This window comes from Brucella gallinifaecis (assembly GCF_006476605.1).
Taxonomy (GTDB): domain Bacteria; phylum Pseudomonadota; class Alphaproteobacteria; order Rhizobiales; family Rhizobiaceae; genus Brucella; species Brucella gallinifaecis.
In genome coordinates this window covers 20,504-45,200 of sequence record NZ_ML636800.1, presented here as the reverse complement: position 1 = coordinate 45,200, position 24,697 = coordinate 20,504, and the positions used below count along the sequence as shown (strand labels likewise).

Here is a 24,697-nt window from a genome sequence, read left to right as displayed (position 1 = left end):
AATTTACTCCCCTTTTTTATGGATTGGCGTTTCGCCGCTCCCCTAATGATTAATCCAGTCCCAGCGGATCGGCGACCCGTGGCCACAGTTCAAGACTTGCCTTGCGATAAGGCGTCGTTGCCGGGTCTGTCGGATAAGATGTCGGAGCAGCGATATAAACGATCTCCGAGGTGACAGGCTGAAAACCAGCCTGAAAATGATTGGTCGACTTCACCAGCAGGAAATCCTTGGCGCGATAATCAATATCCAGATTGGAGAAAATATCCGGCTCATAAGTTTGCGAACGGCTAGTGATCAGAATGATGTCAATCATCGTCCCCACCGGACGCACCACTGCGACACGACCAAGATTGACGCGACTTTTGCGAAAACTCTGCCAGCCTGTATCCATCACCTTTGCAATCGTGACCGTGAGATCAAGCGGATCGCCGCCTTGCCATGATGATTTTCCACCTATGCGGATGTCGAGTTCTGCACCTTCACCAGCCGCATGACAGAATGAGACAGCAATAGGATCCCAAAGTGTAGCAACGCCAAAATTATCAAACCCGCGCTCCATCATACGACGAATGATATGGGTCGCATCACCCGCAACACCGCCACCCGGATTATCCCAGATATCGGAAATGACTACGGGTAGTGTCGGATTTGCCTTATGCACTGCAACGGCATGATCAAGCCCAGCTTCAGTCTCAAACATTGGCATAGCCGTCAATTTGCGCATGGCATATAGCTCATGACCCAGATTGCGTGCGAGGGTATCCCCCTTACTTTGGTCATTATCAGTCACAACGACAATACGCGTGCCCATATCCGGTGCGTCACCCGCCATGAAGCCATGAATGATGGATACAGAAAGAATGCCGTCTTTGCCTTGCAAGGCGACCAGACGATCAACGAAGGAGCGCATTGGCTCACGGCTGGTCGGATAGATGGTGATCATACGACAGTCGAAAGTCGAGATGACCGGGCTGATCTCGCCTCGCAAAGTGCGCAAGGCCATATCCACGACATGCTCGCCACGCTCTTCAAAATCCGTATGCGGAAATTCAAGGAAAGTCGCCATGATATCGAGATTAGCGACACGCTTGGCCGTTAAATGGCTATGCGGATCGAATTCCGCCGCAACCAACACATCAGGACCGACAATCTCCCGCAGACGCGCCAGTAAGTCGCCTTCTGGGTCGTCATAGCCTTGCGCGACCATGGCGCCGTGTAGTCCGAGAACAACACCATCGACGGGTAAAGCTGCCTTTAACTCATCCAGTATGATATCACGCAAAGTTTCATAGGTCTTGCGCTGGATGAGGCCTGCTGGCTCTGCCCAGCAGGATGTGCCTTCAATGACGGTGAAGCCATCCTCCCTGCCCCGGCGTCTAAGGATTGGCACTACCGATGAACACAGTGTCGGCGTGTCGGGGTGCTCGCCCGGTCCGGCATAGAATGCTGCCCTGAATGCATCCATATCTGTTGGAACAGGTGAAAAAGTGTTGGTTTCGGTGGCCAGTGAGGCTGTAAAAATACGCATACAATCGCCAAGCAATGATGAGGATAGGAATCTCTCTTCGCCGCATCTGATGCGGTGGCAAGAATTTCAGCAGTCGACACAGTTAATGAAAACTTTCTTCCACTCCGCCTCTTTTTGTAATTTATTTTCTTAATAATGCGATTATACGCATCTATGTCAACCAGTCTTGCGCGTATTTTGATTAGTAAGCCGACATCTATGTAAATTTTATGTAATTGATTTTCATATGATTAGACAACGCTCAGTTATGTTCGCACTAAAATAGAGCGGCTAGTGAATGGTTTAGCTAAAGCAAACCAGTCAAGTTCAGCGTCTGGGTAAAATTCACCTAGTTTAATTATGAAAAAAAGAGCCCAAGGAAGGCACTTTTTTTCATAAAATTTTGTTCTTATTTTTAGTCCTCACAGTGCCCTGAAACTTACCAGACAGTTCCGCGTGCGGCGACATCTTCGACACGCGTTACCACACCATCACGATGAAAAACCATCTGCTCAAACAAATTGCTCACTACACATGTATGATTGGGCATGACCCGGACCATAGCACCAATAGCAGGAAAATCCCCTTTGCAATCGCTGAGATCGACCACGGCGTGCTCTTCCGAAAGCGAAACTATACGTGCGCTTTCGAAGCCTTCTATCACTCCAAAATCGGAAAATCCCAAGAGATCGGATGTCAACGCCTTGGAACCGCAATCAAGAACCGCCCGATTTTCGGCCGGACGCGAAACAACGGTTGCCAGAATATGCATGGCAATATCGTCGGCTGTACACTGCCCGGCACGGACCATACTGCGATCATTATAAACATAGGTGCCGGCACGATGCTCAGTGGCAGATGGAACCAGATGTGCAGAATAAATGTCTGGCGAGCCGCCATTGGAGCGGATCGGGCAATCCAGCCCCTGCGCTTGCAGCTTTTCCATTGTCTCGACAATAAAGTGTTCTACAGCTTGCGCACCACCAATGGCCGGATAGGTCAGAATACCGGAAAAGCGCAATCCAGCTTGCCCGGCAATGTGCTTTGCAAGCGCAACGGCCGCATCCGGCGTCTGCACACCACAACGCTTACCGCCCGTGTCACATTCAACAAGCACGGACAAAGGACGTTCCACATCAAAGGTTTCTGCAAGCCCTGCCACCACAGTTGCATTGTCTGCTGTGACCTTCAACGCGCCGATCTTTTCATTCAGCGCTTTCAACCGTGCAAGCTTTGCTTTTCCCAGAATATTATAGGTAATGAGAATATCGTCGAACCCCGCATCAGCAAAAACTTCTGCTTCCGTAACCTTCTGGCAATTGATGCCATTGGCACCTGCCTCAACCTGCTGACGGGCAACGGCAAGAATCTTGTGCGTCTTTATATGCGGCCTGAAAAACTTATCGCTCTTTGAGATATAGTCCTGTACGCGAGCAATATTGGCGGCTAACCTGTCTTCATCAATGATGGGCAAAGGCGTTGGCAAGTCTTTTATGAGTGTACCCACTTCGGGCCATGGGAATGTCATCCGGGAACCTCTTGTCTCAGAAATTATGTATATAATTTTCCTGAAGGGCAGGTTTCTGCCATTCTTATTCACACTATTGCAGCCATTTTCAATAAATGTGAAATTATTTTTCAAACCCTCTGCCTTCACTAAAAGGATTCAACCCTCTTATGGATATTATTCACGTGCTTTACGATGAAGACATCAGGCTTTCAGGGCTTGAAAAAAAACTCGCGAATTTTGTACTCAATAATGTGGATTTTGTTGTCAATTCGTCCATCAGTGAGTTGGCTGCAAAAGTGAATGTTTCTGCGCCGACCGTAACAAGATTCTGCCGTCATCTGGGCTGTCAGGGTTATTCGGACTTCAAGGTGCAACTGGCAAAAATCACTTATGTGGGCTTGCGTTACCTGACACCTGAAACCCAGACCAACAGTGTCGAAGAGGTGGCGGAAGATATCATTACCAAAGCACAGAATGCACTGTTTCAATTGCATCGCCAACTTGATCTCGAAGCGATCAGTAAAGCCGCCCACTTGTTGCGTGGCGCCAGCTTCATTCAGGCTTTTGGGGCAAGCGGTAATTCGGCGATGATTGCCAATGAATTACATAATCGGCTGTTTCGGCTTGGATGTCCTATTCATTCATCAAATGACCACAGCATGAATATTATGCTCTCTTCTGCTGCTCTACCTGGAACGGTTGTGATCGGTTCCTCAATCACCGGACGAGATCCGGATCTGTTGCACTGTGTCAAACTTTTGCGGGAGCGGGACATTCCGACAATCATCATCACCCAGAGCAATTCGCCATTGGCAAAAGCCTGCGATGTTCTCATTGCCATTGACCTCCCTGAAGGCAACAATATTTTCCGCCCGACATCTACGCGTTATGCCTACCTCGCGACTATCGATATTCTGGCCAACATGGTTGCTTATGAGGACCGGAATCGTGCCGTGCGCATTCTGCGACAGATAAAGGAAGAACTGGTCCGCTCACGCGATCGCGACGACCGTCAGGTGCTGGGTGACTAAAAAGAAAGCGTCATTTCCTTAACTTACGAGTCATGCATTATCGTTAGCGACTTTTCCGTTCGTTCATCTGAAATATGAGCATTTGAAAGGCCTGGTTCAACTGACATGGTATCATCAGCTTTGAACATAATATGGTTGGACACTCGGTCTATCTCGACCTTCATGGCAAAGTCGCGCCAGGTGCAGGCCGACAGACGATCGACCTGCATGATACCCATCTATCAAACCTTCAATGCCATCCTGTGCATACCGTAAACGCACAGCAAAATCATCTGGCGATGATCCAACGATGAAGGTGGCGATTTAAACCTACCCACCTGAAATTCATGGAAGGTCTTGTCCAATTTACTCAGAACAACATGGAAATATGGATCATTTTCAAGCTTTTCCAATGATATAGACTGGGCGGATGGACCACATCCTTTGAACATCGAAATGACTTGGCGATCTGCTGTGTCGAGCCACTCAACCGGGAACCACTCCAGTCCTGCCCCCGACACGTGCGTCTTTCCTTGCATAGTCTTTTCATTTCAGATGCCATACTCATCCAATTAATGGGTCCTGACCCTAAGCAAATACAGACGCAATTGCCTTTCGGGTTGCATCGACGACTTTGTCAGCGTCTTCGCGTGTCAGGCAGAACGGTGGCGCGAAGCCAAGAATATCACCCTCCGGCATTGCCCGACCGATAACGCCGTTTGCCAGAAGAGCGGCGGAAACCTGAGCACCAATCTTCATGGTGGGATCAAAGAACTTTCGATCATCGCGATCTTCAACGAACTCAACCGCTGCCATCAATCCTTCCCCGCGCACATCACCAACATGCTTGTGGCTTCCCAAAGCATCCTGCAAAGCATTACGGAAATAGGCACCGGTAGACCCTGCATTGTCAACAAGTTTCAGTTCATCAATAAGCTTTAGATTGGCAACTCCAGCCGCAGCACAAATAGGATGCGCCGAATAAGTCCATCCATGGCCAATCGGTCCCATCTTGTCTGATCCCTGCACCAAAACCTGCCACATACGCTCAGACACAATGGAACCGGAGAGTGGCGCATAAGCCGATGTCAGCCCCTTGGCGATGGTGATCAGATCCGGCTTCATACCATAATGATCGGAACCAAACATACTGCCAAGACGGCCAAAGCCCGTGACCACCTCATCAGCAACGAGCAAAATGTCGTAGCGATCAAGAACGGCTTGTATCTTCTGCCAATAACCGGCAGGTGGCGGAACAATCCCTCCGGTACCCAAAACAGGTTCACCAATAAATGCGGCAATAGTATCTGGTCCTTCGGCAAGGATCATCTCTTCCAGTTTATCAGCACAATGTTGCGAGAACTGTTCCTCGCTCATCAACCGATCTTCGCGGCGAAAATAATAAGGCGATTCCGTATGCAGGATTGGCGCACGCGGCAGATCAAATGCATTGTGAAAAGTTGCAAGCCCGGTCATGCTACCCGTCATGACACCAGAGCCGTGATAGCCGCGCCAGCGCGAAATGATCTTCTTTTTTTCAGGACGGCCAAGAATATTATTATAATACCAGATGAGTTTAATGTTTGTTTCATTGGCATCCGAGCCTGAAAGACCAAAATAGACGCGGCTCATATGATCAGGTGCGCGGTCGATAATCATCTTTGCCAAAGTGATCGACACTTCCGTACCGTGACCAACATAGGAATGATAATAAGCAAGCTTTCGTGCTTGCTCTGCAATTGCATCCGCAATCTCAGTACGGCCATAACCGACATTGACACAATAAAGACCCGCAAAAGCATCGAGACTTTTCCGGCCATTGACATCAGTAATATAAACACCCTCGCCGCCCTCCAGCACACGTGTTGGCGTTTCACCACGTGCATGCATCCCCATATGGGTCGACGGATGAAAGAAATGATCACGATCCCAGGCGGTGAGTTCATTGCTGTTGTTCAACATGGATTTGTCCTTTCCTGCCGCAACGTTCTTACGCAGCGGTATCAATGCAGAGATATTTGAGTTCTGTGAAAGCTTCGATGCCATGATGCGAGCCTTCGCGACCAAGGCCGGATTGTTTCCAGCCACCAAACGGAATTGGCGCACCGGTAATTTTTGCGCGATTGATGGCAACCATTCCATATTCAAGCGCCCGCCCCATCCGCAATTGGCGTGCGCCGTTCGATGTCACGACATAAGCGACCAATCCATATTGTGTAGCATTGGCGCGCTTGATAACTTCATTTTCATCGTCGAAAACTGAAATTGCTGCGACTGGACCAAATGTTTCCTCATGCATGATTGCAGCATCATCAGAGACATTGCTCAGCAATGTTGGCTCAAAGAAAAGCGTGTCGCCAATACGTTCGCCGCCGACTTCAACATGAGCGCCCCGCTTTTCAGCGTCTCGCACATGCTGCTCGATTTTATCGACTGCACGGCTATGCATCATCGGCCCGATATCGACATCTGCATCAAGGCCATTGCCTGTTTTCAAGCTGCGAATGCGTTCAGCAAAAGCCTGTGTGAAAACCGAAACAATATCGCGCTGAACAAAGATGCGGTTGGCGGCGAGACAATCCTGACCCGAGGTTGCGAACTTGGCTGCCATGGCAATATCAACTGCACGGGAAATATCAGCATCACTGAAGATGATTAAAGGTGCGTGCCCACCAAGCTCCATCACCAGATGTTTGACGGTTGCGGCGCATTTTGCAGCAATGATCTTGCCGATTTCAGTAGAGCCCGTGAAACTTAATGCCCGCACACGTTCATCGCGGCACATCACATCAACAATAGGTGCAGCCTTGCCCGTCACCACGTTAAAAACACCCGCGGGTATTCCCGCTCGTTCCGCCAATTCAGCCAAAGCCAAAGCGGACAGGGGTGTTTCCGACGACGGATGAATAACAACCGGGCAGCCCGCAGCAATTGCTGCCGCAGCTTTGCGGGTAATCATGGCGTTTGGAAAATTCCACGGCGTCACAATAGCCACAACGCCCAGTGCCTCGCGACGCACCAGCATTTCAGCATTGGGTAAATGACTTGAAATCGTTTCGCCGTTCAGGCGCCTCGCCTCTTCTGCATACCATTCAATGAAAGCTGCGCCATAATCAATTTCTCCGCGTGATTCATCGAGAGGCTTGCCCTGCTCCAGCGTCATCAACAACGCCAGGTCGTCCCGATTAGCCAAAACAAGCTCAAACCAGCGGCGTAAAATTGCGGCCCGCTCCTGCGGCAGTCTGTTGCGCCATTGAAAAAACGCGTCTTGAGCAGCATCAACAGCGAGCATTGTCTGCGTTTGGCTCAAGCTTGCAACACGCGCCAGACGTCGTCCTGTTGCTGGATCTAAAACGCAGAATGTATCAACCTTATCGCCGGCAACCCATCGCCCATTGATATAGCTAAGTTCACGAAAGAGGTGCTTATCACGAAGCCTGTTAAGCCCGTCATGTTGTATTGGATGATCCAGAACGGCATTCATTGCGCTTCTCCCAATTCTGAAAGAAACATCTCACGAAACCGCCCCCTATTCAGACCAAATGCACGTTGCAGAACTGCGCAATTGGACTAAAATTCGTCACTCACACAGTGGATTTGGACTATCCAAGATCATCTGCCAGCATCGACAAAGAGGTGCCAGATTTCTCATCCTTGACCAATTTGGTCACGATGTATGTAAAATAGCGCTCGATGCCGATATTGAGGTCAAGCAACCGATCGATCAATCGCTGATAAGCATCAATATCGTGTGTCATGACCATCAGAAAATAATCAATACCACCGCCGACAGACCAGCATGAGACGATCTCCGGTATGGCTGCAATTGCACGCTCAAAACGGTCGAAATCACTCTGACGATGATTACCAAGCGTGATCTGCACCATGACATGCGCAATAGGTGCGATTTTGCGATAGGCAATATGCGCGTGGTAGCCCGTGACAATGCCAGCTTCTTCAAGCTTGCGCAGCCGCAGCCAGCAAGGTGTAGGGGAAAGCCCGACCTTTTCGGCCAAAGCTATTTTTGTGATCCGCGCATTTTCCTGCACTGCTTCAAGAATGCGAAAATCAACAGCATCGAGCTTGAGCGCGGGTTTCATGATAGCGTTCCAGAATGATTAAGCAGTTACCATATTCTCATTGGCATGCTCCTGCCTCCCTTTCAAGACCAGCGCCTAAAAAGTCGCGACATATGATAATTGTAATGATCCAATATAATTATTGACATGATCTATTTGGTCTTTCACACATAGTCATAATGATAAAAATCAAGCATATGGGGAACGAGAATACGGCTTGCAGTCGTAAATGGTGCTTTATTGTGCCGCGCAACAAAGTCGAAGCGATCCGCGAACTCGGTGCAGATATACGCATTGTGGGCAAGTCTCAGGACGAGGCCATGAACGAAGTTGAACGTCTTGTCGCGAAGAAAGGCATGAAAGCCGTTTCGCCTTTTGATGATCCGCGTGTAATCGCCGGTCAGGGAACCATTGGACTTGAAATTATTGATGATCTTCCAGAAGTTGCAACTGTCCTTATTCCTCTTTCGGGCGGAGGGCTTGCAGCTGGCATAGCTATTGCGGTCAAGGCGAAACGCCCGCAAACGCGCATTATCGGCATTTCCATGCAGCGCGGCGCCGCTATGGATGCAAGCCTTAAAATGGGCAAACCTGTCGATGTTGAAGAACTGGACACGCTGGCGGATTCTCTTGGCGGCGGCATAGGGCTTGGCAATCGTTGGACCTTTGCAATCTGCAAAGCGCTGCTGGATGACGTCATTCTGCTGGATGAAAATGAAATCGCTGATGGCATAAAACATGCGGCCCTGCTCGAAAACCAAACAATTGAGGGCGCAGCAGCGGTTGGAATTGGCGCAATTCTGAGCAAGAAAATCCGCCCTTCCGGCCCCACAGCAATTGTTTTATCGGGCGGCAATATTGATCCCGAACAGCATCGCGCAATTGTCGAGAACCAATATCGGAGGGCGGGGTGATGACTAAGATGAGAATCCTGACCGAAGCCGATCTTCGAGAACTTATATCACTGGACCTTGAAAGCATTGCCTGTGTCGAAAATGCGTTCCTCGCGCTAGCAGGCGGCAAGGTCAGCATGCCGCCTATTCTGCGGCTTGATATTCCAGCCGCACGCGGCGAAGTTGATGTTAAAACCGCGTATATTCCGGGCCTTGACAGTTTTGCAATCAAGATAAGTCCGGGTTTTTTCAACAATCCGTCCATCGGACTTCCGTCCACTAATGGTTTGATGATCCAGTTTTCAGCCAAAACCGGGCTCGTCGAAGCGCTGCTTCTGGACAATGGCTATCTAACGGATGTGCGCACGGCTGCCGCAGGCGCAGTTGCCGCAAAGTATCTGGCGCATGCTGATGCACATATAGCGACGCTTATTGGTGCCGGACTACAGACCAGAATGCAACTAGAGGCGCTGACACTGGTACGCCCGATTACCGAAGCTCGCATCTGGGCGCGGGATCATCAGAAGGCACAAGGCCTAGCACACGATTTAACTCAACAACTTGGCATCCCGGTCACGGCACTTAGCGATGCGCAGGAAGCCTGTCGCGGAGCCGATATTATTGTCACAACAACACCTTCTGAAACGCCGCTCCTCAAAGCCGACTGGCTGGAGGCAGGACAGCATATCACCGCAATGGGTTCCGACGCAGAACATAAAAATGAGCTGGAACCCGCGATTTTCAAACGCCAGATTGTCTATGTGGCTGACAGTTTGAACCAGACCCGCAGGCTGGGTGAACTGCACCACGCCATTGCAGCAGGCGTCATCAAGAAAGATGCGGGTTTTCCGGAACTTGGCCAGACCATTCTGCAAGCAGGTACTGCCCAGCGAGATCCCAATGCCATCACAATTTGCGATCTTACGGGCACCGGCGTTCAGGATACGGCCATTGCCCACCTTGCCACCCAACGGGCCATCCTTCGTGATGCGGGCGCCAAGATTGATTCAAGCAAAAATGCAGGAGCCAGCCGATGAGTGTGGAACTCAATTTCACGCGTGATGAATATGATCAGCGCATTGCCAAGACCCGACATGCTATGGAAAAAGCAGGCTTTGACGTTGTGATCGTGAGCGACCCTTCCAATATGCACTGGCTTACAGGTTATGACGGCTGGTCGTTTTATGTTCATCAATGCGTTGTGCTAGCAATGGATGGTGAACCCATATGGTATGGTCGCGGTCAGGATGGCAATGGCGCCAAACGCACAGCCTGGATCAGCCATGACAGCATCATCGGCTATCCCGATCATTATGTGCAATCGCTTGAACGTCATCCCATGGATCTTCTGGCTTCCATTCTTGAGGAAAAAGGATGGGGTAACAAAACGATTGCCGTCGAATTCGATAATTACTGGTACACTGCCGCAGCCCACCACGCGCTTCAGAAACATTTGCCAAATGCCAAGTTCAAAGATGCCCAAGGCCTCGTCAACTGGCAACGCGCGGTTAAAAGCCCGACTGAAATCGGCTATATGCGCAAGGCTGGCCGCATTGTAGAAGCCATGCACCAGCGTATCGTCGACAAGATCGAACCGGGAATGCGCAAATGCGATCTGGTGGCTGAAATCTATGATGCCGGTACACGCGGTGTCGATGGCTTTGGTGGTGATTATCCGGCAATCGTGCCGCTGCTGCCCTCAGGTGCCGATGCTTCGGCACCACATCTTACCTGGAATGATTTACCGATGAAATCGGGCGAAGGTACATTCTTCGAGATCGCCGGCTGCTACAAACGATATCATTGCCCGCTGTCACGCACCGTATTTCTCGGCAAGCCGACACAGGCTTTTCTTGATGCAGAAAAAGCAACCCTGGAGGGCATGGAAGCAGGACTTGCTGCAGCGCGTCCCGGCAATACCTGCGAGGATATTGCCAATGGTTTCTTCGGAGTGCTCAAAAAGTACGGGATTATCAAAGACAACCGTACCGGCTACTCGATTGGCCTGTCTTATCCGCCCGATTGGGGCGAGCGCACAATGAGTCTGCGCCCCGGTGACCGGACCGCACTACAACCCGGCATGACGTTCCATTTCATGACCGGATTATGGCTTGAAACGATGGGTCTCGAAATTACGGAAAGCATTGTCATCACCGAAACAGGCGTTGAATGTCTTTCGAACGTGCCGCGCAAGCTGGTGGTGAAGGATTAAGGACAGCATGATGATGCACGCCTCACCACCTGCCCGTCCATCGCCCATCACACCAACCGTCGATCTTAATCGCGATGGTGTCCAGCATGGCCATTTACGACTGCCATGGTCACGCGACGATTCCGCATGGGGATCGTTAATGCTGCCAATTTGCGTCATCCGCAATGGCGACGGCCCCACGGCACTTTTAACAGGCGGCAATCACGGCGATGAATATGAAGGGCCAGTGGCGCTTTATGATCTTGCAGCCAATCTCAAGCCCGAAGAGATCAATGGCCGCGTCATTATTGTACCTGCAATGAACTTTCCCGCTTTTCTGGCAGGAACGCGGACATCACCGATTGACAAAGGCAATCTCAATCGCAGTTTCCCGGGACGACCGGATGGTTCGGTCACGGAAAAAATCGCGGATTATTTTACCCGCTATCTGCTGCCGACAGCCGACATCGTACTGGATTTTCATTCAGGCGGCCGCACATTGGATTTCCTGCCCTATGCAGCGGCGCACGCCCTGCCTGATACGGCACAGGAAGCCCGTTGTTTTGCGGCTGTTAAAGCATTTTCGGCCCCGTTCTCCATGCGGATGATCGAGATCGATACTGTTGGCATGTATGACACCACTGCTGAAGAAGCCGGTAAGGTATTTGTTACAACCGAACTTTCCGGCGGTGGTACGATTTCTGCTCAAACGGCTGCAATTGCCAAACGCGGTATTCGCAATATTCTGGTTCATGCCGGAATATTGGAAGGCAGAGTTGAAGCATCATCAACGCGCTGGCTGGATATGCCATCGCAAGAATGCTTCGGTTTTGCTGATACCGATGGGCTGCTGGAACCTCTGGTTGATTTGGGCGCTCCGCTTCGCAAAGGAGATCTCATCGCCCGCATTCATCAGGTTGCACGTACCGGAAGCGCACCGCAGGAATATCGTGCAGCCCTTGATGGCATTCTGGCAGCACGTCATTTTCCGGGGCTGATCAAAATGGGTGACTGCCTTTCAGTTATTGCAACCCATAGCGAGGAGCCGATCCCGGGATAATCCGATAAATATCAATAAATTGACAAACCGGACGAACTGACAACCGGCATTCATAAAGAGGAGTGAACAAGATGCGCATGAAATTTCATACAATCTCCGCCCTGCTCTCGGCAGCAGCATTCATAGCCCTTACCATCCCGTCACAGGCGGTAACGGTTGATAATCTGAAAAGCGCCGGCTTTGTGCGTGGAGCCACCGCGAACGAAGTGCCTTACGGATATATGGACGCCAGCGGCGCTGCAAAAGGCATCGGCCCGGATGTTGCCGCAGCCATTTTCAAAAAACTCGGGATCGATGAAATCGACTGGACGGTTACACCATTCGGTTCACTCATTCCCGGCCTGAAGGCCAAGCGCTTTGAATTTGTTGCAGCCGAGCAAAACATTCTGCCGGATCGCTGCAAACAGGTTCAGTTTACAGTCGCCAATTCCAGCTATGGTGAAGGTCTTCTGGTGCCGAAAGGCAACCCGAAGAAAATCCATTCCTATGAAGACATCAAGAAAGATCCATCGCTGAAAGTCGCGATTGTCTCCGGCGCGGATCAAATCGACTTCCTGCATGGAATGGGCATTGATGACTCACAAATTGTCATGATTCAGGGCAATGCCGACGCCCCGTCGACCGTACAGGCGGGTCGGGCCGATGCTTATGCGGCAACCGAGCTGACAGTCGCCAACCTTGTTGAAAACTCACCTCAACTGGAACAGGCACATCCATTTGCCGATCCGGTTGTAGATGGCAAAGCTGCGCGCAGCTTCGGAGCATTCAGCTTCCGCCCGGAAGACAAGGATTTCTATGAGGCTTTCAACAACGCATTGATAGAGTTCAAGAAAACCGATGAGTACAAGCAAATTCTGACCAGCTACGGTCTGAGCGAAGAAAGCGTAGAGGCTGCACGTGCAGTTGATACTGCCGCTCTGTGCGGCACATAATAGAATTTTCTGCTTTCTGTCGGGCCTGAAATGGCCTGACAGAGTTTTTCGCATTTTACACGGGAGAGGACCATATGCACTGGACGGAATATCTTCCCGCCCTTTTCAAAGGGGCTCAAGTCACGGTTATTCTTGCTCTCAGTTCGATGGCGATTGGTACAATACTGGCATTCACCGCAGGCATGGCCCGATATGCCGGCGGACCGATCCTCTCGAAAATTGCAGTCGTTTATATCGAGATATTTCGCGGAACCTCCCTGCTCGTTCAATTGTTCTGGCTTTATTATGCCTTGCCTTTGGTCGGCATTTCCTTTGATCCGGTTACAACCGGCATTATGGGGCTTGGCCTCAATATCGGCGCTTATGGTGCAGAAGTCGTGCGCGGTGCCCTGCAAGCCGTACCTGAGGCCCAGTATGAAGCCGCGAGAGCACTCAATTTCAGCAAGACACACACCCTGTTTCATATCGTTTTGCCACAGGCTATCGTCGAAATGATGCCAGCCTTTGGCAATCTTGCCATACATAATCTAAAAGATACGGCTCTTGCTTCATTGATCGCAATCAGTGACCTGACATTCCAGGCTCAGCGTTTGCGCAATCTGACCCATGACAATGTAACGATCTACTCACTCACGCTGCTTGGCTACTTCGCTATGGCGCTGGTGCTGGCAACAGCCATTCGCTGGCTCGAACGCCGTCTTCGTCGCAAAACAATGGCGGGAGGCTTCGCATGATTTACGGTTATGCCTGGGACACTTCGTCAACGCTTTCCTTTGCAATTTCTATTCTGCCAATTCTGGCAATCGGCCTGACAGTAACACTCAAAGCTGCGGCAACAGGCTTCGCTATCGCTCTGGTTCTTGGCCTTATCTTCGCACTTCTGCGCCGCAGTCCTTACAAAATCATCTCCTGGCCAACAGTAGTGGTCGTGGAATTTCTGCGTGATACACCTTTGCTGGTGCAACTGTTCTTCCTTTATTATGTATTGCCCGTTTACGGAATTGTACTGCCGGCATTCCTGACAGGAGCTCTGGCACTTGGCCTGCAATATTCCGCTTACACGTCCGAGGTTTATCGCGGCGGCATCGAAGCCATTTCACGCGGTCAATGGGAAGCAGCGCGTGCGCTGAACCTCACATCCTGGCGCACCTATCTTGATATTGTTATCCCGCAAGCCGTGCCACGCATCATACCGGCCATGGGCAACTATCTTGTCTCCATGCTGAAGGAAACACCGGTTTTGTCTGTGGTGAGTATCGTAGACATGCTCAACCTCGCAAACCTGATCGGCGACCGGACATTTGAATATCTGGTGCCTCTTTCGATGGTCGGTTTGATTTTCCTTGTACTGACGCTCATCTGCTCGGCACTCATACGCCTGCTCGAACGCACACTTCCAAAAAACGGGATTGCTCTCAAATGACCCAGGAAATTATCCGCTTTCAGGATGTAACAAAGCGCTTTGGTGCACTGACAGTGCTTGATCGCTTCAATTTCTCGGTCAATACCGGCGAGAAAGTCACGCTAATCGGTCCATCCGGCTCAGGGAAATCAACTGTTCTGCGAATCCTGATGACTCTGGAACCGTTTCAGGAAGGAAGCCTGGAGCTTGCCGGTATGTCCTATCATGAACCAAATGCCAAAGGACGGTTTCAAGCCAGCGAAGCGCATTTGCGCAAGATCAGATCACATGTCGGAATGGTCTTCCAGAGCTTCAATCTCTTCCCGCATATGTCAGTTTTGCGTAATATTATTGAAGCTCCTGTTCATGTTCTGGGGATGAAACGCCCTGAGGCAGAAGCGCGTGCAATCGACCTTTTATCGCTTGTCGGCCTCACCGACAAGAAGGATCATTATCCGTCACAGCTTTCTGGCGGTCAGCAACAGCGTGTCGCAATTGCACGTTCGCTGGCAATGCGCCCGCGTGTCCTGCTTTTCGACGAACCGACTTCCGCACTTGATCCGCAACTTGTTGGCGAAGTATTATCCGTCATTCGCTCGCTCGCACAGGAACACGATCTGACAATGCTTCTTGTTACCCATGAAATGCGCTTTGCACGCGAAGTCTCCGACCGCGTTTGCTTCTTTGACAAAGGACGTATCTGCGAGCAAGGAACGCCGGACCAGATTTTCCAATCACCAACAGAAGAGCGCACGAAAGAGTTCTTGCAGTCCGTGCTATAGCCCGATCACGCAATAGAACCCGCATCATAGACCGGGGGCAATTGCGCGAATGTTTCGCGAATTGTCTCCAAAGCAGCCTGCAAGGAGGAACGTGATAATCTTCCGCCCAGACAGATGCGGATACCTCCATTGCCACGATCTCCGCCGGTAACAAAAGGTTCTGAAGGCGTCACCGCAACACCTTTATTGGCCAGTGCCCGCACCAGCCCATCCTCTGACCAGTTACCTGGAATTTGCAGCCAGGCACAAAGAGATAGCGGGTTACTTCCGACAACATGGTTCCCGAGAATATCGCTGACCAATGCCTGTCTCAGACGCAATTCATTGCGTTGAATATCTAGCAATTGCGATGCGGTGCCATCCTCGACCCAGCGGCTGGCCATTTCTGCAACGACATTGACGCCACTCCAGCTTGTCACCCGCAGAATGGAAGTCACACGAATAGAATAATGCGCAGGAACAACAAGATAGCCAGTCCGCAAGCCGGTCATAACAGTTTTGGTGAAACTGGTAACGAAAAAGCCCAGTTCAGGCAGCAATTCCGGCATTGATGGCAAGGATTCTTCAAGAATCGGCTTATAAACCTCATCCTCAATGACAAAAATACCATATCGTCGCGCAATATCGGCAACAGCTATGCGTCTTTCAGCCCCCATCAGATGACTGGTCGGATTTCCAAGCGTCGGGATAAGCACAAGAGCTTTTACATCTCCGGCCTTGCATGCCGTTTCAAAAGCTTCCGGCAATATGCCTTCGCGATCCGTTGGCAACCCACGTAAAGTATAGCCAAGCACATTGGCCAAGCCGATAATACCATGATCCGTCAGGCTTTCAGTGAGTACAACCTCACCGGGCTGGACCACCGCCGCAACGGCGAGGAATAGCCCATGCGCAGCGCCATTTGTTATGATGATACGGTTTGGATCCACATCCACTGACAAGCCGCGCAGCCAATCACTTGCCACCTTGCGGTGATGGTCCAGCCCCGCTATCGGACGACAAGGCCGCATGAAACCTGCATTGTCCGACTGGCTCATCTCTTCAAACAGTTTTCGCGAGGCGCGCTCATGCGCACCCATATAAACTGCACGAATGATGGAAAGATCGGCAGCCCCATTCGGGTCCCGGTCAAGCATAAAACGATCAGCACGCTCGGTGACACGATTGCATACAAAAGTACCGCGTCCGACCTCCCCGCGCAGATAGCCGCGTCGCTCGGCCTCTTTATAGCTGATACTCACTGTCTGAACGGATAAGCCAAGTTTATGTGCCAGATCACGATGCGTTGGCATACGTGTTTCGGGCTTGAGGACACCCAGATCAATATCTTCAACAATTTTTTCTGTCAGAAGCCGGTGTTTGGTTGACCCCTTGCGCATTTCCAGCACAGGCTGCCACATGTCCAGATTCACAAAATCAGTACAAGACATAGATTGTCCTACTTTATAAAAAGCCCTTCATGACAATTTATCTTTCAACGATTATGATTTGAAGTGAATAATGCGCGTGGGCATATATAATATGTGAGTTTTTGCTAAGCCGCGCACCGGTATAGCCAATTGATTTAGGTGGGTGGCGAAAACGCAACCCGTCTATGGAAACTTAATCCTTGAGCCAAGCAAGGCCAAATATCCAATATTATCAGCGTAGTGAACGTATAAATTATTCTAAACTGAACTAAAATCCAGATGATTAAAAATTTTGAAAAAACAAGAATCTCCAATCGATCATAGAATTGCTTCAGTAAACAAAAAAACACTCCCGCCGGATCACTGCGGGAATGTTTACATCTTCAATGCTGATTGTGAGACTTTAAAGCATTTCGCGAACTTACAGTTCTAATTCTCGACGTAAGCTCTCTAGTCTTTCCATGGCAACCAACCCATCAACAATTGTAGGAGCCGGTGTGGAAGCTCCCGCAAGCGCAGGCACAACATCGGCCAAAAGCGAATGATATCCCTTGGGATCCTCGTTCGCGGCTGCCGTAAAGTTCGGTTTCCAGGTCAGCGTGTCAGATTTTTCATTCAGCGTGGCTCCCAGATCATCAATCTTGAAGGGTGGGTTGCGATGCCACCGAATCTCGATCACATCCTCAACTTCGATACGCTGATGATCGCCCATCAACTCGATCCGTTCCACCGGAGTACCACGCGATTGAATCGTGCCCATTGCGATATTGCCAAGAGCGCCGGATTCAAACTCGAAAGCGGCATGAAAAAGCAGATGGCCCGGCGTTTTCTCTACCTTGCGTGCTGAGATAGAGCGAACTGGCGAAACAAGAAATGAGACAAGGTCCATATAATGGACGCAGTGATGGAGAAAGAAGCCCGTATAGTCGACATTACCCGCAAAATAGCCGGGCGCTGTCATATAATAGCCGGTCAGGCCAAGCACTTCGCCGAACTCACCTGACTTCACAATATTCGCGGCTATACGATTTCCAATAGAATAACGTTTCATGAAGCCGACAAGCAGCGGTTTCTTGGCTTTCTCTGAAGCATCCAGAAGTTCGCGGGCACCGGCAGCAGAGCCTGATGGCGGCTTTTCCATGAAAACAGGCAGGCCACGCGCTAGCGCCGCCTTGCCATAAGCAAGATGTTGATCAGGCCCGACAGCCATGCCAACGGCATCGATGCCCGGAGTTTTCAACAATGTTTCCGCGTCCGTGGTGAGATTTGTCACTCCGAATTGCCGCCCGGCATCTTTCAGGCGCTTGCCGTCTATATCACACAGCGCGACAAGTTCGATGTCATGGCGCACGAGCTGAGGCAGCAACATTTGGGTTGCATGGATACCGCAACCGATCCAACCGATTTTCATTGTCATCGACGATATTCCGTAAGCAGGAGATGAGATTTAATGAAGGCACTAGCAGCGGACAGGCGATCGCTTTCATCTTCATGCGGTGGACGCCATTGGGCAAACGGCACACCGAAACGATCATCATTACGGCGGAAAGGCTCCAGGGAAACAGGCCCTTCATAGCCAATCTCATGGAGTGCCCGGCAAACATCGACCCAATTCGTGCAACCAGTTCCCGGAAAACCACGATGGTTTTCATTGGCTTGAAAATGCGCGAGCCTGCTGCCTGCCAACAGGATTGCCTCGGGGATTGAGCTTTCCTCCATATGCATATGGAAAGTGTCGAGCATAAGCTGAATGGCACAATGATCCACGGCATCAAGCAATTCCATCGCCTGCCTGGTCGTACACAAAACGTCGCTCTCAAAGCGGTTAAGTGGCTCCACTGCGAGAACTATCCCGGCCTGCGCCGCATAGTCACCTGCCTCCTTCAGCCCGCTGACGCATCGGTCTTTACGCGCCATTCGCTCTGCCTCTTCAACTGGCTGCGGTGGACGCCCTGCAAATACGAGTGGATTGCCCGTCAATGGCCCACCAACTATTTTTGCACCCAGTGCGGCAGCGCAATCGACAGTATATTTCAGATAGTCGATACCAGCCCGGTGAGCTTGAAGCTCTGGTGAAGCCAGATTGCGCTGCAGATTGACTCTGGCAGCAAGCACAATGCCCAGTCCCGCATCGTCCAGCGCTTTCTTTGTTTCGCTAATATCGAGCTCGCCGGTTTCCGGCACCAAAAGCTCGATAAAATCATAGCCATGTTCGCGCATTTTAGCGAACAACGGATAATGTGCGGCAGTAAACGGCCTCGCATATTGCATAGAAATCAAACCAACGGGGTTCATGACATTCCTTTTTAAATTCTTATCATCGTTATCATTATCGATATTTGTTTTGGATATTATGCTGCTGCATGCCTGCTAGGGTCAGGACCCTAGGTTTTGTTAAGCAACCGCAGCTGTAATTTTGGGAACAGGACCCGGTGTTGGGATCAATTTGGCATTACTCCCATCTATATGCAGACTTACCTCTGTCCCTTCCGAAAGAACATTATTCACATGTCTATCAACCACCAGAACAGATCCATAATCTGTCTCGATACGGTACTCCATCGAAGAGCCAAGATAGTAAACACGTAGCACACGACCATTGAGGCCACCGCCTGCACCAGCTGAAATTTCGATATGTTCCGGTCGTAACAATAGCGACATCTCAGTGTTCACGCCCACATCAGAAGCCAAAACCACATCACCAATCTTGATTAGGCCGTCGGTTCCACTTTTTAAACGCAACACATTGGCGTCTCCCATGAAGTCGGCGACGAATTCCGATTGCGGATCTTGATAAAGCTGGCGGGGTGGGCCTTCCTGCTCAATGATTCCGTTGCGCATCAGGAGTATCCGATCAGAAATGGCCAATGCCTCCGCCTGATCATGGGTCACATAGACGACCGTGAGACCGAGCCGCTGCTGAAGATCTCGAATTTCCTCACGCACCTGACGACGCAGTTTAGCGTCGAGATTCGACAAGGGTTCATCAAAAAGCAGGACATCCGGCCCGAGCACCAGCGCACGGGCAACAGCCGCACGCTGCTGTTGGCCACCTGACAACTCGGAAGGCAACCGGTCACCCAAATGTCCTAAATCAAGTTGCTCCAGCTGTGCCGCAGCTTTTTCATGGGCCTGGGCTTTTGGCTCTCTCTGGGCAATAAGTCCATAGGCGACATTCTCCCTTATGCTCAGATGCGGAAACAAGGCATAAGACTGAAACACCATACCAATGGATCGTTTATTGGCAGGAACCTGACTGACATCCTGTCCGCCTATCATGATGCGACCCGATGTCGGAATTTCCAGACCAGCAATCAGTCGCAGTGTCGTCGTCTTACCGCAGCCGGACGGGCCGAGAAGACTGACGAGTTCTCCTTTTTTAATCGAAAAGTTGATATTTCTGACGGCTTCAAAAGAGCCATAACTTTTGCGAATATTTTCGAAAAGGACAGCGATTTCACTCATGAATTGTCTCCTGAAGCAGGCAAGGCTGCAGTGCTTGCCTTTGCGTTATCGCGTCGTCTGATTGTTGCCTGCTGCAACAAGAATTGCAGACACGCAATGAACGCAACCATCATCACAATCAGCACGACACTATAAGCGATGGCAGGACCGTAATTGGTATTCTCGACCAGACTGACGATGTATGTCGTGGCCCAATCATATCGCGGCGATACCAGAAATATGACCTGACTAAGCGTCGTTACTGCCGATACGAAGGCATAGATGATTGCGGTCGCTATCGCGGGCTTGAGTAGCGGATATAGAACACGCCGCAATGTCATCCCCGGATTGGCACCGAGTGTTGTCGATGCCTCGTCAAGACTGCGATCAATCTGTGAGAGTTGCGCCAGGCCGACGCGAACACCGACAGGCATGTTTCGCGAGACGAACACAAAAAACAAAATCGCTGCGGTTCCGGTCATCTCTATCGGTGGGGCGTTGAACGACAGGACATAAGCCAGTCCGATCACTGTCCCGGGCATAGCAAAACTGAGCATTGCCGCAAATTCAAACAAACCACGGCCCGGAAAGCTGCGACGAGCCAGAAGATAGGCCGTCAGAAGACCCAGAGCTGCCGTAATTGGAGCCGCGATCGCCGATATCAGAAGCGTGGTGCTAAATGAATTCCATGCACCACCGGACCAAACCAGTCCATGCTCGCTTGTCGTCAGGCCAAAAGCTGAAATGTAGTGTCGTAGTGTAAAACTGTAGTCCCGACCCCAAATTTCAGCAAAACCACCAACTGCAATCGTGCCATAGATAAGAACGATCAGGCCAATCCAAACAATACTGATAGCATATACTGGGATTTTGACTCTTGAAGGCAGGCTCGCATTGCGCCCACTGTCACCTTTGCCAGTAACAGTGATATAGGACGCCCGTCCCAACCAAACTGTTTGTATTATGAATACAGCCATAGTGATGAACAGCAGAACCAAGCCAAGTCCAGCAGCCTCACTGAGATCCGACTGCGCGCCGACAATCTTGAAATAAATGCCGGACGCCAACACCTGAAAGCCACCGCCGATGATCAGTGGATTACCAAGATCGGCAAGACTTTCTATGAAGCATAGAAGAAATGCATTGGCGATCCCAGGCCGTATCAACGGCAGCGTGACAGTTCGGAACGTATACCATCGTGACGCTCGGAGCGTCGAAGAGGCCTCTTCAACCGACGGGCTGACGGAGATGATTACGCTTTGGATCACCATAAAAGCTAACGGTGCCAAGCCAAGTGTCTGCGCCAGCCAAATGCCTTGCGGGCCATAGATCCAGCGTGAGGGTCTTATATCCATCCAATCACTGACCAGCAACGTAATGGTTCCGCTACGGCCGAACAGCAAAATAAGAGCAAGGCCAACCACAAAGGGAGGTGTCACCAGAGGAAGCAACGTCAGAAGCCGGACCGGCCCTCGCCCTGGCGCCTGTGTTCGCGTCAGGAAAAGTGCAGCAGCAATGCCAAGAAATGTGCAAGACGTTGCCACCGCAGTCGCTAGGAAGAGCGAATTCCACGCCATCCCACAACGGCCAGCACCATAAAGGCAAGCTAATCCCCAAATATTGGAACCGGTGACACGCGACAGCATCTTCCAAACATCCGAATCAATCACCTTGCCAAAGATCATTGTCAAAGGAAGCAATATGAAAAGGACAAGAACTGCGCCAATACCGACCAATAAGTGATTGCCAAATATGTCTCCATCCATAACCTTCGCCCGTGCGAAGGTCGTGGCGATGAGACCCAACAATGCCATAACGAACAGTAAGGCACCTATTCCCAGAGCAGGCTGATTGGCAAGATCGAGCAATCTCGATTCATCAAACGCACCGGACTGTCCGGCAAGGCGGTTGGAAAGGAGCACCCAGCCTATAGCGGCTAGTGCCAATAAAGGAACCAGCCACCTGCCGGCATTTAAAATGCCGAAATAGAAAACAAGCAGGATTAAGCCAATAATAACGGTTGGCAGAACGAAAGTCTGCCCAGAAACTGCCAGCCCCAAAAGGCTGGAGCCACCGTGCGAATACCATGGCAATATGCTGGACAGCCCAAGCATGGCTGGCCAGAAAAGCCTGAAAGAGGATTGCTTCTGATACACCGGATCAGCGACCCGCGCCAATTTCTGCATCCCAGCGGGCAAGAAGCGCCTTGCGGGTTTCAGCCGAACCATATTTGGCAAAATCGTAATCTATCAACTTGGTTGTATCAAGCTTTGGAGATTCTGCAGCCGGTTCTACAGCCTTGTTTGACTGAATCTGATATGCCTTGTTAGGCAAGGCATTAGATTGCGCCTCCGCAGTCAAAGCCCAGTCGTAAAACTGTTTTGCAACCTCCGGGTTGCGGCTATTTGCAATCAAGCTCATACCGCCAATTTCATAGCCTGTACCGTCAGATGGTGCCACAGCGATTACAGGAAAGCCCGATGCTGCCTGCTCAATCACGTCATGCAGGAAAGCGATGCCAATTCCCGTTTCGCCCAGTGCCGCAGAACGGATGCCAGCAGTGCCGGACTGAGTATATTCGCTGATATTGCCATTGATGCGCTTAAGATAGTCGAAGGCTTCATCCTCACCGTAAAGCTGCACCAACGTTGCAAGAGCGGTATAGGCTGTTCCTGATGTATTGGGATTTGCAACCTGTATTTCGCCCTCATATTCAGGCCGTTCAAGATCTTTCCATGACAGAGGTGGCTGAAGATTGTTTTTCTCAAAGAACTCCTTGTTGTATCCCCAACCAAGCACACCTGCATAAATACCGACTGTCTTAAAGCCGGCCTGCTCGGCCTGTTCCAACGCCCATGGATGCAGTTCACTTATATTTGGAGATTTATATTCGACGGTTAGATTTTCCTGAGCTGCCTGAATATGGGAATCACCAGAACCACCCCACCAGATATCAGCCTGCGGGTTGCCCGCCTCGGCACGTATCTGAGCAAGCGCCGCGCCCGTATCCTTGCGTTGCATTGCGACGGGAATACCTGTTTTTTTGGTAAAGGCAGTTGCAGTTGCCTCACACCAGGTCTGTTGTGCGCTACAATACATAGTCAACTGCTCAGCCGCAGATGTACCGGAAGCTCCAAGCAAGATCGTCAGCAGCGGCGCTGCAATAATAATTTTACGTTTTGACATTTTTCCTCCTCCAATCGCAAAACCAACGATAATTCGCCTTGTCTAATTGCTCCATTATCGTTATCGAAATCGATAATGAACGCAAGCTTTAATTGGGAGGAAAAATTGAGCACGATCGAAAGCGTTAAAATTGTGGGCTTCAAATACGAAGTTGAGAACCTTTCGCTTGATGACGGAGGGTTCAATATTGTTATCGCCCCCGGCAAGAATCACACGCTTATGCGTCATGCGATCGTGATCCGAGATAGCGATGGCGTTGAGGGTCAATATGTCACAGGCTGGGGAGGCACACCTGCAGCAATCGCACAGGTGCTTCAATTGTCACCGATGCTGGTCGGGAGGGATCCGCTTCAGCGTGAGGCGATCTATAGCGACTTCAAATATGGCTTACGCCAGACCGACATGATGGGTATTGGTCTTCTTGATATTTGCCTGTGGGATCTTGCGGGAAAAAAGTTCGGCGCGTCAGTCTCGACTTTGCTCGGAGGGTATAAATCGGAAGTTGTTGCCTATGCCAGCACGCTTCACGGCGACAGAAACGGCAGGCTTTGCTCTCCGGAAGCCTATGTGGATTTCGCCGCTGAGTGTAAGGAACTCGGCTATCGCGGCTTCAAAGTACACGGTTTCAGCGAAGGCGACCCGAAAGAGGAAGCACAGACAGTGCGTCTGCTGGGCAAGGCGTTTGGTGACAGCATGAATCTGATGCTCGATCCATCATGCGATCTACGCACCTTCTCGGCCGCAGTTGAGGTTGGTCGTGCATGCGATGAAGCTAACTTCATGTGGTTGGAAGACCCTTATCGCGACAATGGTGTTTCTCAGCATGGTGCAAAACGACTGAAGGAATTCATCCGTACACCACTTTTGCTGACCGAACATGTTCGCGGTCTCGAACCAAAGGCCGATTTTATCGTATCGGGCGCCACTGATTATGTTCGTGCAGACCCCGAATTTGATCTGGGCATTACGGGCACCATAAAAATTGCTCATCTCGCAGAATCCTTCGGCCTCGATGTTGAGCTGCACTCCCCAGGCCCAGCACAGCGTCATTGTATTTCGGCTATAAGAAATACCAACTTTTATGAGTCAACTCTTGTTGGCCCGGGCATGAAAAATGCACTTCCTCAGGTCTATACATGCGGTTACAGCGATAACCTTGATGCGATCAACCATGACGGCACCTTCCCCATTCCAACCGGTCCGGGCCTTGGTGTGAGCTATGATTGGGAAATGATTAACAAAAACGTCATCACCACCCACGAGTTTGTCCGGGACTAAAAAGATACAATAAC

At 50.6% G+C, this 24,697-nt stretch carries 21 protein-coding genes and 1 pseudogene; 10 read left to right on the top strand and 12 right to left on the bottom strand.

Annotated features, from left to right (window positions below):
- Positions 1 to 49: 49 nt before the first annotated feature.
- Together FHY56_RS00215 and FHY56_RS00210 are read right to left on the bottom strand one after the other, a co-directional pair.
- Positions 50 to 1,528 carry a M81 family metallopeptidase gene (locus FHY56_RS00215; protein ID WP_140903179.1) on the bottom strand — a complete coding sequence of 493 codons (1,479 nt, stop codon included), beginning with the start codon at positions 1,526 to 1,528 and terminating at the stop codon, positions 50 to 52.
- A 418-nt stretch (positions 1,529 to 1,946) separates the two neighbouring features.
- Entirely contained in the window at positions 1,947 to 3,035 is a 1,089-nt protein-coding gene (locus FHY56_RS00210) for a D-TA family PLP-dependent enzyme (RefSeq protein ID WP_140903178.1), read from the bottom strand.
- Between the two features lie 149 nt (positions 3,036 to 3,184).
- Here FHY56_RS00210 and FHY56_RS00205 point away from each other — a divergent pair, with 149 nt between their 5' ends.
- Positions 3,185 to 4,048: a MurR/RpiR family transcriptional regulator gene (locus FHY56_RS00205; protein WP_140903177.1), complete on the top strand. Its 864-nt coding sequence runs from the start codon at positions 3,185 to 3,187 to the stop codon at positions 4,046 to 4,048.
- Positions 4,049 to 4,269: 221 nt separating this feature from the next.
- Here FHY56_RS00205 and FHY56_RS00200 read toward each other — a convergent pair whose 3' ends face one another.
- From FHY56_RS00200 to FHY56_RS00185, 4 genes are all read right to left on the bottom strand, one after another.
- Positions 4,270 to 4,566, bottom strand: a complete 297-nt coding sequence (locus FHY56_RS00200; protein ID WP_140903176.1) for a hypothetical protein — start codon at positions 4,564 to 4,566, stop codon at positions 4,270 to 4,272.
- Positions 4,567 to 4,615: 49 nt separating this feature from the next.
- A complete protein-coding gene (locus FHY56_RS00195) occupies positions 4,616 to 5,989 on the bottom strand; it encodes an aspartate aminotransferase family protein (RefSeq protein ID WP_140903175.1) in 1,374 nt (457 codons plus the stop codon).
- A 28-nt stretch (positions 5,990 to 6,017) separates the two neighbouring features.
- Complete coding sequence (locus FHY56_RS00190) at positions 6,018 to 7,511, bottom strand: NAD-dependent succinate-semialdehyde dehydrogenase (RefSeq protein WP_140903174.1); 1,494 nt, start codon at positions 7,509 to 7,511, stop codon at positions 6,018 to 6,020.
- A 118-nt stretch (positions 7,512 to 7,629) separates the two neighbouring features.
- The gene (locus tag FHY56_RS00185) at positions 7,630 to 8,127 is read right to left on the bottom strand and encodes an Lrp/AsnC family transcriptional regulator (protein WP_140903173.1); all 498 of its coding nucleotides are present in this window, start codon (positions 8,125 to 8,127) and stop codon (positions 7,630 to 7,632) included.
- Between the two features lie 218 nt (positions 8,128 to 8,345).
- Between FHY56_RS00185 and FHY56_RS00180 the strand changes: the two are divergent.
- The 8 genes and pseudogenes from FHY56_RS00180 to ehuA all read left to right on the top strand — a co-directional run.
- Positions 8,346 to 9,020 (top strand): annotated as a pseudogene (locus FHY56_RS00180) (pyridoxal-phosphate dependent enzyme); the annotation flags it as partial.
- Positions 9,020 to 10,036, top strand: a complete 1,017-nt coding sequence (locus FHY56_RS00175; RefSeq protein ID WP_140903171.1) for a cyclodeaminase — start codon at positions 9,020 to 9,022, stop codon at positions 10,034 to 10,036. The pseudogene FHY56_RS00180 and the gene FHY56_RS00175, both read left to right, overlap by 1 nt.
- On the top strand, positions 10,033 to 11,211 hold the full coding sequence (gene doeA / locus FHY56_RS00170) for an ectoine hydrolase DoeA (RefSeq protein ID WP_140903169.1): 1,179 nt from the start codon (positions 10,033 to 10,035) through the stop codon (positions 11,209 to 11,211). The genes FHY56_RS00175 and doeA overlap by 4 nt, the downstream gene beginning before the upstream one ends.
- Positions 11,212 to 11,221: 10 nt before the next feature.
- Complete coding sequence (gene doeB, locus FHY56_RS00165; protein WP_140903519.1) at positions 11,222 to 12,250, top strand: N(2)-acetyl-L-2,4-diaminobutanoate deacetylase DoeB; 1,029 nt, start codon at positions 11,222 to 11,224, stop codon at positions 12,248 to 12,250.
- Positions 12,251 to 12,321: 71 nt separating this feature from the next.
- Positions 12,322 to 13,182, top strand: a complete 861-nt coding sequence (gene ehuB / locus FHY56_RS00160) for an ectoine/hydroxyectoine ABC transporter substrate-binding protein EhuB (protein WP_140903167.1) — start codon at positions 12,322 to 12,324, stop codon at positions 13,180 to 13,182.
- 74 nt (positions 13,183 to 13,256) lie between these two features.
- Complete coding sequence (gene ehuC, locus FHY56_RS00155) at positions 13,257 to 13,916, top strand: ectoine/hydroxyectoine ABC transporter permease subunit EhuC (RefSeq protein ID WP_140903166.1); 660 nt, start codon at positions 13,257 to 13,259, stop codon at positions 13,914 to 13,916.
- On the top strand, positions 13,913 to 14,605 hold the full coding sequence (ehuD, locus tag FHY56_RS00150) for an ectoine/hydroxyectoine ABC transporter permease subunit EhuD (RefSeq protein ID WP_140903165.1): 693 nt from the start codon (positions 13,913 to 13,915) through the stop codon (positions 14,603 to 14,605). Before ehuC ends, ehuD begins: the two co-directional genes overlap by 4 nt.
- Positions 14,602 to 15,366 (top strand): ectoine/hydroxyectoine ABC transporter ATP-binding protein EhuA, encoded by a 765-nt coding sequence (gene ehuA, locus FHY56_RS00145; RefSeq protein WP_140903164.1) that lies wholly within the window; start codon positions 14,602 to 14,604, stop codon positions 15,364 to 15,366. The genes ehuD and ehuA overlap by 4 nt, the downstream gene beginning before the upstream one ends.
- Before the next feature lie 5 nt (positions 15,367 to 15,371).
- Here ehuA and ehuR read toward each other — a convergent pair whose 3' ends face one another.
- The 6 genes from ehuR to FHY56_RS00115 all read right to left on the bottom strand — a co-directional run bounded on the left by ehuR (position 15,372) and on the right by FHY56_RS00115 (position 23,405).
- Complete coding sequence (gene ehuR / locus FHY56_RS00140; RefSeq protein ID WP_140903518.1) at positions 15,372 to 16,766, bottom strand: MocR-like ectoine utilization transcription factor EhuR; 1,395 nt, start codon at positions 16,764 to 16,766, stop codon at positions 15,372 to 15,374.
- Between the two features lie 430 nt (positions 16,767 to 17,196).
- Positions 17,197 to 18,192 carry a Gfo/Idh/MocA family protein gene (locus tag FHY56_RS00135; protein WP_140903163.1) on the bottom strand — a complete coding sequence of 332 codons (996 nt, stop codon included), beginning with the start codon at positions 18,190 to 18,192 and terminating at the stop codon, positions 17,197 to 17,199.
- A complete protein-coding gene (locus FHY56_RS00130) occupies positions 18,189 to 19,070 on the bottom strand; it encodes a sugar phosphate isomerase/epimerase family protein (protein WP_140903161.1) in 882 nt (293 codons plus the stop codon). Before FHY56_RS00130 ends, FHY56_RS00135 begins: the two co-directional genes overlap by 4 nt.
- A gap of 99 nt (positions 19,071 to 19,169) precedes the next feature.
- Positions 19,170 to 20,240 (bottom strand): ABC transporter ATP-binding protein, encoded by a 1,071-nt coding sequence (locus FHY56_RS00125; RefSeq protein ID WP_140903159.1) that lies wholly within the window; start codon positions 20,238 to 20,240, stop codon positions 19,170 to 19,172.
- Entirely contained in the window at positions 20,237 to 22,396 is a 2,160-nt protein-coding gene (locus tag FHY56_RS00120; protein WP_158447719.1) for an ABC transporter permease, read from the bottom strand. Before FHY56_RS00120 ends, FHY56_RS00125 begins: the two co-directional genes overlap by 4 nt.
- Complete coding sequence (locus FHY56_RS00115; protein WP_140903156.1) at positions 22,380 to 23,405, bottom strand: ABC transporter substrate-binding protein; 1,026 nt, start codon at positions 23,403 to 23,405, stop codon at positions 22,380 to 22,382. Before FHY56_RS00115 ends, FHY56_RS00120 begins: the two co-directional genes overlap by 17 nt.
- Before the next feature lie 105 nt (positions 23,406 to 23,510).
- On the opposite strand from FHY56_RS00115, the gene FHY56_RS00110 reads away from it, so the two are divergent.
- Complete coding sequence (locus tag FHY56_RS00110) at positions 23,511 to 24,683, top strand: enolase C-terminal domain-like protein (RefSeq protein ID WP_235889384.1); 1,173 nt, start codon at positions 23,511 to 23,513, stop codon at positions 24,681 to 24,683.
- Positions 24,684 to 24,697: the final 14 nt, after the last annotated feature.

Excerpts from the sequence above, each read along its gene's own strand:
- FHY56_RS00215 (WP_140903179.1), bottom strand. The coding sequence starts at position 1,528 with ATGCGTATTTTTACAGCCTCACTGGCCACCGAAACCAACACTTTTTCA.
- FHY56_RS00210 (WP_140903178.1), bottom strand. The coding sequence starts at position 3,035 with ATGACATTCCCATGGCCCGAAGTGGGTACACTCATAAAAGACTTGCCA.
- FHY56_RS00205 (WP_140903177.1), top strand. The coding sequence starts at position 3,185 with ATGGATATTATTCACGTGCTTTACGATGAAGACATCAGGCTTTCAGGG.
- FHY56_RS00200 (WP_140903176.1), bottom strand. The coding sequence starts at position 4,566 with ATGCAAGGAAAGACGCACGTGTCGGGGGCAGGACTGGAGTGGTTCCCG.
- FHY56_RS00195 (WP_140903175.1), bottom strand. The coding sequence starts at position 5,989 with ATGTTGAACAACAGCAATGAACTCACCGCCTGGGATCGTGATCATTTC.
- FHY56_RS00190 (WP_140903174.1), bottom strand. The coding sequence starts at position 7,511 with ATGAATGCCGTTCTGGATCATCCAATACAACATGACGGGCTTAACAGG.
- FHY56_RS00185 (WP_140903173.1), bottom strand. The coding sequence starts at position 8,127 with ATGAAACCCGCGCTCAAGCTCGATGCTGTTGATTTTCGCATTCTTGAA.
- FHY56_RS00175 (WP_140903171.1), top strand. The coding sequence starts at position 9,020 with ATGACTAAGATGAGAATCCTGACCGAAGCCGATCTTCGAGAACTTATA.
- doeA (WP_140903169.1), top strand. The coding sequence starts at position 10,033 with ATGAGTGTGGAACTCAATTTCACGCGTGATGAATATGATCAGCGCATT.
- doeB (WP_140903519.1), top strand. The coding sequence starts at position 11,222 with ATGATGCACGCCTCACCACCTGCCCGTCCATCGCCCATCACACCAACC.
- ehuB (WP_140903167.1), top strand. The coding sequence starts at position 12,322 with ATGCGCATGAAATTTCATACAATCTCCGCCCTGCTCTCGGCAGCAGCA.
- ehuC (WP_140903166.1), top strand. The coding sequence starts at position 13,257 with ATGCACTGGACGGAATATCTTCCCGCCCTTTTCAAAGGGGCTCAAGTC.
- ehuD (WP_140903165.1), top strand. The coding sequence starts at position 13,913 with ATGATTTACGGTTATGCCTGGGACACTTCGTCAACGCTTTCCTTTGCA.
- ehuA (WP_140903164.1), top strand. The coding sequence starts at position 14,602 with ATGACCCAGGAAATTATCCGCTTTCAGGATGTAACAAAGCGCTTTGGT.
- ehuR (WP_140903518.1), bottom strand. The coding sequence starts at position 16,766 with ATGTGGCAGCCTGTGCTGGAAATGCGCAAGGGGTCAACCAAACACCGG.
- FHY56_RS00135 (WP_140903163.1), bottom strand. The coding sequence starts at position 18,192 with ATGACAATGAAAATCGGTTGGATCGGTTGCGGTATCCATGCAACCCAA.
- FHY56_RS00130 (WP_140903161.1), bottom strand. The coding sequence starts at position 19,070 with ATGAACCCCGTTGGTTTGATTTCTATGCAATATGCGAGGCCGTTTACT.
- FHY56_RS00125 (WP_140903159.1), bottom strand. The coding sequence starts at position 20,240 with ATGAGTGAAATCGCTGTCCTTTTCGAAAATATTCGCAAAAGTTATGGC.
- FHY56_RS00115 (WP_140903156.1), bottom strand. The coding sequence starts at position 23,405 with ATGTCAAAACGTAAAATTATTATTGCAGCGCCGCTGCTGACGATCTTG.